Raw genomic sequence first — 9962 nt, 5'->3', positions numbered from 1 at the left:
CCACCCGCGAACCGACCCGGCACCGAGGCGCACCGAAAGGACGGAGCAGGCACCGACCAAGCACCGAGCGGCACGTTCCCGGCATGGATGAGCAGAGGGCATAGTCCGGACGCTCGGAATCCGTCGTCGAACCGTTCGTCTTCGGACACACCCGTAGCACGGTTCTCCCTCATCGCGGCCCATTCGGTAACCCCTTGCTTATGGACGGGGCCGTTCTGTCACTCTGGCGGCACTGATCGAGGCGTCGTCCTCCGAACGTGCAGGGGAGCTGTGCATGGGGGCCATTCCGACCCAGCGGGAGTTCTACTCCTGTGCCGGTGACGCGTCGGCCCATGCCTTTCGGGTGGCCCCCTCCCCGCACACCGAGGTCACCCTGACCGGGAGTTCGCTCGCGCCCGGGACCGCCCGGGACCTGGTGAGGGCCACGCTCGTGGAGTGGGCCGGGCTCGGCCTCCCCGGCGCGGAGAAGCTCGCCGAACGCCTCGCCGAGGACGCGATACTCGTCGTCAGCGAACTGGTCACCAACGCCGTGGTGCACGCCGGCACGGACGTCGGGCTGCTCTGCCGGCTGGAGGCGGGGCCCGAGGGCTGTGCCGTGGTCGTCGAGGTGTCCGACCACCACCCCTCCCGCGCCCCGCGCGACGGCAGCCCCGAACCGTCCTACGAGATCCCGGAGTACGGCCGTGGCCTGCGGCTGGTCGCGGCGCTGGCCGACGCCTGGGGAGTGACGTACCGCCGGGGTGCGAAGACGGTCTGGGCGCGGCTGGTGCCGGCCGAGCCGTACGACGCCGACGGCGTGCCCGGGACCGCCTTCGGCCTGCTGGAGGCCCTCGCCCCCGACCCCCGGCCCGCCGTACCGGACGGCCAGGACGGCCCCTGCGGCCAGGACGGCCGGGACTGGCTCAACCGGGGCGCCCTCTCCTTCCTCGCCGAGGCCTCCGACCTGCTCGCCGGGCAGCTCGACGAGGATCTGGTCGCCGCGCTCACCAGCCAGCTGCTGGTGCCCCGGCTCGCCGACTGGTGCGCGGTGTGGCTGGAGGACGAGCTGAGCGGTCCGGGCGGCGAGTGGCCCGGCTGGCCGGGACCCCGGCTCGCCCGGGCCTGGCACGGCAGCGAGAACCGTGTCGAGGAGCTGCGCCGGGCCCTGGAGAAGGACCCGCCGCGTCCGCCCGACGGGCTCAGCTCGGGGCCCGCCCCCTTCCCCTGGCCCGGCGCGGTCCTCGGCCCGCAGGGCACGGCCCTCGCCTACCGGCTGATCGCCGGCGGCCGCCCGCTGGGCACCCTGGTCATCGGGCGGGCGGGGCCGAACGGCTTCCCCGACGAGGTCACCGGGCTCGTCGAGGATCTCGGCCGCCGGGTGGCGCTCGCCATCGGCGCGGCCCGCCAGTACGCCCGCCAGGCCACCATCAGCGCCGTCCTCCAGCGCGGGCTGCTGCCCGGCGCGGTCGCCGAGATCCCGGGCGTGCGCAGCGCCCTGGTGTACGAGCCGCGCGAGCAGGGCGGGCCGAGCGGCGACTTCTACGACCTGTTCCCGGCCGGCGACGGCCGCTGGTGCTTCGCCGTCGGCGATGTGCAGGGCAAGGGCCCGGAGGCGGCCGTCGTGATCGGCCTGGCCCGGCCCTGGCTGCGCCTGCTCGCCCGCGAGGGCTACGGCGTCGCCGACGTCCTCGACCGCCTCAACCAGCTCCTCCTCGACGACGCCACCGAGGCCGCCGACGCCGCCGCCCGCGCCTTCGTCGGCCCGGCCGGACCCACCGACGGCCCGCAGACCCGCTTCCTCTCCCTCCTCTACGGGGAGCTGGCCCCCTTCGAGGGCGGGGTGCGCTGCACCCTCGCCTCCGCCGGGCACCCGCTGCCGCTGCTGCTGGGGCCCGACGGCTCCGTCGCCACGGGGGCGCGCCCGCAGACCCTGCTCGGGGTCGTCGAGGACGTCACGTACACCTGCGACACCCTGGAGCTGCGCTCGGGCGACAGTCTGCTGTGCGTCACCGACGGGGTGACCGAGCGGCGCTCGGGCTCCCGCCAGTTCGACGACGGCGACGGTCTCGCCACCGCGCTGGCCGGCTGCACCGGACTCGACGCGGACATGATCGCCGAGCGGATCCGTGACCTGGTGCACGACTTCGGGGAGCGGCCGCCGGAGGACGATCTGGCGCTGCTGGTCCTCCAGGCGGAGTAATCCCGCCGGTCCTGGACAATGGACCCATGCCTTCCGCACTTCCCGACGGCGAGCCGGTCCCCGACGACGGCGCGCTCCCGGAGCACGCCCTCGCCGGCGCCGCCGACCGCCCCCTCGGGTTCTACCTGCACGTTCCCTACTGCGCGACCCGCTGCGGGTACTGCGACTTCAACACCTACACCGCCACCGAGCTGCGCGGCACCGGCGGTGTGCTCGCCTCCCGCGAGAACTACGCCGACACCCTGGTCGACGAGATCCGGCTGGCCCGCAAGACCCTCGGCGACGACCCCCGCGAGGTCCGTACGGTCTTCGTCGGCGGCGGTACGCCGACGCTGCTGGCCGCCTCCGACCTCGTACGGGCACTGCGCGCGATCCGGGACGAGTTCGGGCTGGCGGCCGACGCGGAGGTGACGACCGAGGCGAACCCGGAGTCCGTGGACCCGGCCTATCTCGCCACGCTCCGGCAGGGCGGCTTCAACCGGATCTCCTTCGGCATGCAGAGCGCCCGGCAGCACGTGCTCCGTGTCCTCGACCGCACGCACACGCCCGGCCGGCCCGAGCGTTGCGTGGCGGAGGCCCGCGCGGTGGGCTTCGACCATGTCAACCTCGACCTGATCTACGGCACGCCGGGCGAGTCGGACGACGACTGGCGGGCGACGCTGGACGCGGCGCTGGGGGCCGGGCCCGACCACATCAGCGCGTACGCCCTGATCGTCGAGGAGGGCACCCAGCTCGCCCGGCGGATCCGGCGGGGCGAGGTGCCGATGACGGACGACGACGTGCACGCCGACCGGTATCTGATCGCCGAGGAGACCCTCGCCGCGGCGGGCTACGACTGGTACGAGGTGTCGAACTGGGCCACCTCCGACGCCGGCCGCTGTCTGCACAACGAGCTGTACTGGCGCGGCGCCGACTGGTGGGGCGCGGGCCCCGGCGCGCACTCGCACGTGGGCGGCGTGCGCTGGTGGAACGTGAAGCACCCGGGGGCGTACGCGACGGCGCTGGCCGCCGGGCGCTCCCCCGGGGCGGGGCGCGAGGTGCTGTCGGCGGAGGACCGCAGGGTCGAGCGGATCCTGCTGGAGCTCCGCCTGCGGGAGGGCGTGCCGCTGTCCCTGCTGCGGCCGGAGGGCCTCGCGGCCTCCCGGCGGGCGCTGTCGGAGGGGCTGCTCCAGCGTGAGCCTTACGACGAGGGACGTGCGGTCCTGACCCTGCGGGGGCGGCTGCTGGCCGACGCGGTCGTACGGGATCTGGTGGACTGATCACCCCGGCGGGTGAATCCCCCCGTAACCGGTGTTCGGTCCCTAACCTGGTTCGTAGGCTGCCGCCGACAAGGACGCGGCGGATTCGGAGGGCCACGGAGATGACCGCTGTGGATGATCGCCGGGTGCATGACGTCTTCGAGAACCTCGTGGTTCCCGAAGGCTTCAAGGCTGAGCTCATCCGGGGGGAAATCGTGATGACGGCCGGACCCGACAAGGTCCACAACCGCATCGTGCAGTCCGTGCAGGACCAGGTCCCCTCCGACCGGTGGGAGCGGCTCCAGACCCAGGACGTGGCCTTCCCCGGCGAGGAGAGCGAGCCTCAACCCGATCTGGTCGTTCTGGAGATCGGTGCCGACGACGGTCCCGGCCGTCTCGTGCCGTCCCCGGCCGTGACGATGCTCGTCGAGGTCGTCTCCAGGACCAGTGTGCACCGGGACTACGTGGAGAAGCGGTCGATCTACGCTGCCGGGGGTGTGCCCGTCTACCTGCTCATCGACCCCTTCAAGGCCACATGCTTGGTGATGACGGAACCTGTCGGCACGGGTCCGACGGCGGACTACCAGAGCGGGCGGACCCGTAAGTTCGGGGATCCGGTGCCACTGCCGATCATCGGCATCGATCTCGATACGAGCCGGTTCGGAACCCTTCCGCCGCTCACCGCTACGCCGTGACGAAGTCGATCAGTTCCTCGACCCGGCCCAGCAGCTCCGGCTCCAGATCCTTGTAGGACCCCACCCGGGCCAGGATCGCCTGCCAGACCGCCCCGGTGTTCTCCGCCGGCCAGCCCAGGGCCCGGCACACGCCCGTCTTCCAGTCCTGGCCGCGGGGGACGCGCGGCCAGGCCGCGATACCGAGGGCCGACGGCTTCACCGCCTCCCAGATGTCGATGTACGGGTGGCCGACGACCAGGGCGTGGTCGTTCGTCACCGCCTGCGCGATGCGCCATTCCTTCGACCCCGGCACCAGGTGGTCCACCAGGACGCCGAGGCGGGCGTCCGGGCCGGGGGCGAAGCCGGTGACGATCGACGGGAGGTCGTCCACGCCCTCCAGGTACTCGACGACCACGCCCTCGATGCGCAGATCGTCGCCCCACACCTTCTCGACCAGCTCGGCGTCGTGCCGGCCCTCGACGTAGATGCGCCCGGCGCGCGCGACCCGCGCGCGGGCGCCGGGGACGGCGACCGAACCGGAGGCGGTACGGCTGGGGCGTACCGGAGCGGCGGACGGCCGCACCAGCGTCACCACCCGGCCCTCCAGCAGGAAGCCCCGCGGCTCCAGCGGGAACACCCGGTGCTTGCCGAAGCGGTCCTCCAGGGTCACCGTGCCCGCCTCGCAGCGGATCACCGCGCCGCAGAATCCGGTGCCAGGCTCCTCCACCACGAGGCCGGGCTCCGCCGGGACCTCGGGGACGGGCTTCGGCTTCTTCCAGGGAGGAGTCAGGTCGGCGGAGTACGAGCGCATTCGGACGACGATAGGAGAAATCCCGGCCGGATCACCCCGGGATCACCGCGACACGCCGAAACGGGCCGCCAGCGCGTCCCGCTGCGCCCGGACGAACGCCGCGTCCACCACCGCCCCGTGACCCGGCACGTACAGCGCGTCCTCGCCGCCGAGGTCGAGCAGACGGTCGAGGGCGGCGGGCCAGTGGGAGGGGACGGCGTCGGGGCCGGCCTGCGGTTCGCCGGACTCCTCGACCAGGTCGCCGCAGAACACCACCTCGGGCGAACCGGAGGCGCCGGGGACGAGGACCACCAGGTCGTGGGCGGTGTGCGCCGGGCCGACGTTCGCCAGCAGCACCTGCCGGCCGCCGCCGAGGTCGAGGGTCCACTCACCGCAGACCAGGTGACGGGGCCGCACCAGGACGTCCGCGGCCTCCGTCGCCGTCGCCTCGTCCAGGCCGCCCCGCACCGCGTCCGCCCGCAGCTCCTCCGCCGGCACGGTGTCCATGCCGACCGCGCCGAAGATCTCCGCGCCCGCGAACGCCGCCGCGCCGAAGACATGGTCGAAGTGGGGGTGGGTGAGCGCGAGATGGGTCACACGGCCGCCGGTCAGCTCCTCGGCCAGGGCCCGCAGCCGCGACCCCTCCGCCAGGCTCGAACCGGCGTCCACCAACAGGGCCGAGCCCGCCCCGACGACCAGCCCCGCCGTGCAGTCCCAGCCCGGCAGCCGGCACCGTCCGACCCCGGCCGCGACCCGTTCCCACCCCAGCTCTTCCCAAGTCACCGTCATACCGCGACGCTAACGGTACGGCCTCCCACCGGCCGCCGACCTTGCCCCGGGTGTACCCCACAGCCGTACACTGGCGGGGGAACGCTGGCACTCGTATATGAAGAGTGCCAGGCGAGGCGCCCGGGGGACCGGCGGACTGGATCTGGAGGTGTGCGCGATGCTGAGCGAGCGACGGCTTCAGGTGCTGCGCGCCATCGTCCAGGACTACGTGGGCACCGAGGAGCCGGTGGGTTCCAAGGCCCTCACCGAACGGCACAACCTCGGCGTCTCCCCGGCCACGGTCCGCAACGACATGGCCGCCCTGGAGGACGAGGGGTACATCGCCCAGCCGCACACCAGCGCCGGGCGCATCCCCACGGACAAGGGCTACCGGCTGTTCGTCGACAAGCTGGCCGGCGTCAAGCCGATGACCGCTCCCGAGCGGCGCGCCATCCAGAACTTCCTCGACGGCGCCGTCGACCTCGACGACGTCGTGGCGCGCACGGTGCGGCTGCTCGCGCAGCTCACCCGGCAGGTCGCCGTCGTGCAGTACCCGTCGCTGACCCGGTCCACCGTGCGCCACGTCGAGCTGCTGTCGCTCGCGCCCGCCCGGCTGATGCTCGTGCTGATCACGGACACCGGCCGGGTCGAGCAGCGGATGGTGGACTGCCCGGCGCCCTTCGGGGAGGCCGCCCTGGCGGATCTACGCGCGCGGCTCAACAGCCGGGTCGCGAGCCGCCGGTTCACCGATGTGCCCCGGCTGGTGGAAGACCTGCCGGACGCCTTCGAGGCCGACGACCGTGGCACGGTCTCGACGGTGCTCTCCACCCTGCTGGAGACACTCGTCGAGGAGAACGAGGAGCGGCTGATGATCGGCGGAACCGCCAATCTCACCCGCTTCGGACATGACTTTCCCCTCATCATCCGGCCCGTCCTGGAGGCCCTGGAGGAGCACGTCGTGCTCCTCAAGCTCCTGGGCGAGGCGGGGGATTCGGGCATGACCGTACGCATCGGTCACGAGAACGCCTACGAGGGACTCAACTCCACTTCTGTGGTGTCGGTCGGCTACGGTTCGGGCGGCGAGGCAGTCGCCAAGCTCGGCGTGGTCGGACCGACCCGCATGGATTACCCGGGAACGATGGGAGCGGTACGCGCAGTGGCACGGTACGTCGGACAGATCCTGGCGGAGTCGTAGGTGGCCACGGACTACTACGCCGTTCTCGGCGTGCGCCGCGATGCGTCGCAGGAAGAGATCAAGAAGGCCTTCCGGCGGCTCGCTCGCGAGCTGCACCCGGACGTCAACCCGGATCCGAAGACCCAGGAGCGGTTCAAGGAGATCAACGCCGCTTACGAGGTGCTGTCGGACCCGCAGAAGAAGCAGGTCTACGACCTCGGCGGCGACCCCCTCTCGCAGGCGGGCGGCGGCGGTGCGGGCGGCTTCGGGGCCGGTGGCTTCGGCAACTTCTCCGACATCATGGACGCCTTCTTCGGGACGGCGTCCCAGCGCGGCCCGCGCTCGCGCACCCGGCGCGGCCAGGACGCGATGATCCGGCTGGAGGTGGACCTCGAGGAGGCCGCCTTCGGCACGACCAAGGACATCCAGGTCGACACGGCGATCGTCTGCACCACGTGCAGCGGTGAGGGCGCCGCCCCGGGCACCACCGCCCAGACGTGCGACATGTGCCGCGGCCGCGGTGAGGTGTCGCAGGTGACCCGGTCCTTCCTGGGCCAGGTCATGACCTCCCGCCCCTGCCCCCAGTGCCAGGGCTTCGGCACGGTCGTCCCCACGCCGTGCCCGGAGTGCGCGGGCGACGGGCGGGTCCGCTCGCGCCGCACGCTCACGGTCAAGATCCCGGCCGGTGTCGACAACGGCACCCGGATCCAGCTCGCGGGCGAGGGCGAGGTCGGCCCCGGCGGCGGTCCCGCCGGCGACCTGTACGTGGAGATCCACGAGCTGCCGCACGCGATGTTCCAGCGGCGCGGCGACGACCTGCACTGCACGGTCACGCTCCCGATGACCGCGGCGTCCCTGGGCACCAAGGTGCCGCTGGAGACGCTGGACGGCCTGGAGGAGGTCGACATCCGGCCCGGCACCCAGTCCGGCCAGTCGATCCCGCTGCACGGCCGGGGCGTCACGCATCTGCGCGGCGGCGGGCGCGGCGACCTCATCGTGCACGTCGAGGTCCAGACGCCGACGAAGCTGGATCCCGAGCAGGAGCGGCTGCTGCGCGAGCTGGCCAAGCTGCGGGGCGAGGAGCGGCCTCTGGGGCAGTTCCAGCCCGGTCAGCAGGGGCTGTTCTCGCGGCTGAAGGACGCGTTCAACGGGCGCTGATCGGCCCGTCGCGCGAGCGACGGGACCACGCCTGCCACTGGACTATGCCAATGGAAGGCCGGATTCGGACTTGTTCGGAGGACGTGACAACATGCCGTCATGTCCTCCGCGCTGACCGATCTCTTCCCTCATCCGATCGTGCAGGCCCCCATGGCGGGCGGTGTCTCCGTTCCTCAGCTCGCCGCCGCCGTGGCCGAGGCCGGCGGGCTCGGGTTCCTGGCCGCCGGGTACAAGACGGCCGACGGCATGTACCAGGAGATCAAGCAGCTCCGAGGGCTCACCGGCCGCCCCTTCGGCGTGAACCTCTTCATGCCGCAGCCGGAGTACCCCGGTGCGGGCGCCGGCTCCACCGGAGCGGCCGGCGCCGCGCCCCTCGACGCGGGCGCGGTGGAGGTCTACGCCCATCAGCTCGCCGGTGAGGCCGCCTGGTACGAGACAGAACTCGGCGACCCGGACAGCGGCCGCGACGACGGCTACGACGCCAAGCTCGCGGTACTGCTGGACAACCCGGTGGCGGTGGCGTCCTTCCACTTCGGCGTGCCCAGCCCGAAGGCGCTGGAGGCCCTGCGCCGCGCCGGGACCCTCACCCTGGTCACCGCGACCACCGTCGAGGAGGCCCTGGCCGTGGAGCGGGCCGGCGCCGACGCGGTGATCGTGCAGGGCGTGGAGGCCGGCGGTCACCAGGGCACCCACAAGGACCTGCCCGAGACCGACGGCTCCGCTATCGGCCTGCTCTCCCTGATCGCCCAGGTCCGCGAGTCCGTGAGCCTGCCGATCGTCGCCGCCGGCGGCCTCATGCGCGGCAGCCAGATCGCCGCGGTCCTCGCGGCCGGCGCGAGCGCGGCCCAGCTGGGCACCGCGTTCCTCGCCACACCGGAGTCGGGCGCGCACGCCGTGCACAAGCAGGCGCTCACCGACCCGCTGTACGTGCGCACCGAGCTGACCCGGGCCTTCTCCGGCCGCCCGGCCCGCGGCCTGGTCAACCGGTTCCTGCGTGAGCACGGCCCTTACGCCCCCGCCGCCTACCCCGAGGTCCACCACCTCACCTCGCCGCTGCGCAAGGCGGCCGCCAAGGCGGGCGACGCGCAGGGCATGGCGCTGTGGGCGGGACAGGGGCACCGGATGGCCCGGGAGCTGCCGGCCGGCGAGCTGGTGCAGCTGCTGATGGCCGAACTCGACGACGCGCGGACAGCGTTGTCCGAGGCCGACGGGGGTGACGTCCGATGACCGCGCCGGTCTTCGTCGTCGACGAACTTCCCTCCGGGCAAACCGAGTTCGTGCTCGACGGCCCCGAGGGGCGGCACGCCGTGTCCGTGAAGCGGCTGCGCGCCGGTGAGGCGGTCGTCCTGACCGACGGCGCCGGGCGCTGGGCGGCGGGCGAGGTCGTCGCCGCCGAGGGCAAGGACCGGCTGGTGGTCGGTGTCGGGGACGTCGTCGAGGAGCCCGTCGAGTCGCCGCGGATCACCGTCGTGCAGGCCCTTCCCAAGGGGGACCGGGGTGAGCTGGCCGTGGAGACGATGACCGAGACCGGCGTCGACGCGATCGTGCCGTGGGCCGCCGCACGCTGCATCACCCAGTGGAAGGGCGAGCGCGGCCTGAAGGCGCTCGCCAAGTGGCGGGCCACCGCCCGCGAGGCCGGCAAGCAGTCCCGCCGGGTCCGGTTCCCCGAGGTGGCCGACGCGGCGACGAGCCGACAGGTGGCGGACCTGCTGGCCCGCGCCGACTTCGCCGCCGTCCTGCACGAGGACCGTGACTACGGCAGCGAACCCCTCGCCGCCGCCGGACTCCCCGCCGAGGGTGAGATCGTGCTCGTCGTCGGACCCGAGGGCGGCGTCTCCCCCGAGGAGCTGGCGCTCTTCGAGGAGGCGGGCGCCAAGGCGTACCGGCTGGGCCGCAGTGTCCTGCGCACCTCGACCGCCGGTACGGCCGCCACCGCCCTGCTCCTGGGACGCACCGGCCGCTGGTCCTGACGTTCGAGGAC

General features: G+C 73.2%; 9 protein-coding genes. 7 read left to right on the top strand and 2 right to left on the bottom strand.

The window, feature by feature from the left end:
* Positions 1-274 precede the first annotated feature (274 nt).
* The 3 genes from IE275_RS07475 (at position 275) to IE275_RS07465 (ending at position 4112) form a co-directional block, all read left to right on the top strand.
* A complete protein-coding gene (locus IE275_RS07475) occupies positions 275-2179 on the top strand; it encodes a SpoIIE family protein phosphatase (RefSeq protein ID WP_189708970.1) in 1905 nt (634 codons plus the stop codon).
* 26 nt (positions 2180-2205) lie between these two features.
* The gene (gene hemW / locus IE275_RS07470) at positions 2206-3438 is read left to right on the top strand and encodes a radical SAM family heme chaperone HemW (RefSeq protein ID WP_189708968.1); all 1233 of its coding nucleotides are present in this window, start codon (positions 2206-2208) and stop codon (positions 3436-3438) included.
* Between the two features lie 101 nt (positions 3439-3539).
* Complete coding sequence (locus IE275_RS07465) at positions 3540-4112, top strand: Uma2 family endonuclease (protein ID WP_189708966.1); 573 nt, start codon at positions 3540-3542, stop codon at positions 4110-4112.
* Here the strand turns inward: IE275_RS07465 and IE275_RS07460 are convergent.
* Both IE275_RS07460 and IE275_RS07455 read right to left on the bottom strand, forming a co-directional pair.
* Entirely contained in the window at positions 4102-4902 is an 801-nt protein-coding gene (locus IE275_RS07460; RefSeq protein WP_189708964.1) for a DUF3097 domain-containing protein, read from the bottom strand. The genes IE275_RS07465 and IE275_RS07460 overlap by 11 nt on opposite strands.
* Before the next feature lie 42 nt (positions 4903-4944).
* Positions 4945-5670: an MBL fold metallo-hydrolase gene (locus tag IE275_RS07455; protein WP_189708962.1), complete on the bottom strand. Its 726-nt coding sequence runs from the start codon at positions 5668-5670 to the stop codon at positions 4945-4947.
* Positions 5671-5827: 157 nt separating this feature from the next.
* Here IE275_RS07455 and hrcA point away from each other — a divergent pair, with 157 nt between their 5' ends.
* The 4 genes from hrcA to IE275_RS07435 all read left to right on the top strand — a co-directional run bounded on the left by hrcA (position 5828) and on the right by IE275_RS07435 (position 9951).
* Positions 5828-6844, top strand: coding sequence for a heat-inducible transcriptional repressor HrcA (gene hrcA / locus IE275_RS07450; protein ID WP_189708960.1), 1017 nt, complete (start codon positions 5828-5830; stop codon positions 6842-6844).
* On the top strand, positions 6845-7981 hold the full coding sequence (gene dnaJ, locus IE275_RS07445; protein WP_189708958.1) for a molecular chaperone DnaJ: 1137 nt from the start codon (positions 6845-6847) through the stop codon (positions 7979-7981). It abuts the gene before it with no gap.
* Positions 7982-8080: 99 nt separating this feature from the next.
* Entirely contained in the window at positions 8081-9208 is a 1128-nt protein-coding gene (locus IE275_RS07440; RefSeq protein WP_189708956.1) for a nitronate monooxygenase, read from the top strand.
* Positions 9205-9951, top strand: a complete 747-nt coding sequence (locus tag IE275_RS07435; protein ID WP_189708954.1) for a 16S rRNA (uracil(1498)-N(3))-methyltransferase — start codon at positions 9205-9207, stop codon at positions 9949-9951. The genes IE275_RS07440 and IE275_RS07435 overlap by 4 nt, the downstream gene beginning before the upstream one ends.
* Positions 9952-9962 lie beyond the last annotated feature (11 nt).

Origin of the sequence: Streptomyces phaeofaciens (genome assembly GCF_014648915.1) — a bacterium.
GTDB classification, from domain to species: Bacteria; Actinomycetota; Actinomycetes; order Streptomycetales; family Streptomycetaceae; genus Streptomyces; species Streptomyces phaeofaciens.
This window is presented reverse-complemented; position numbering and strand designations above follow the sequence as displayed.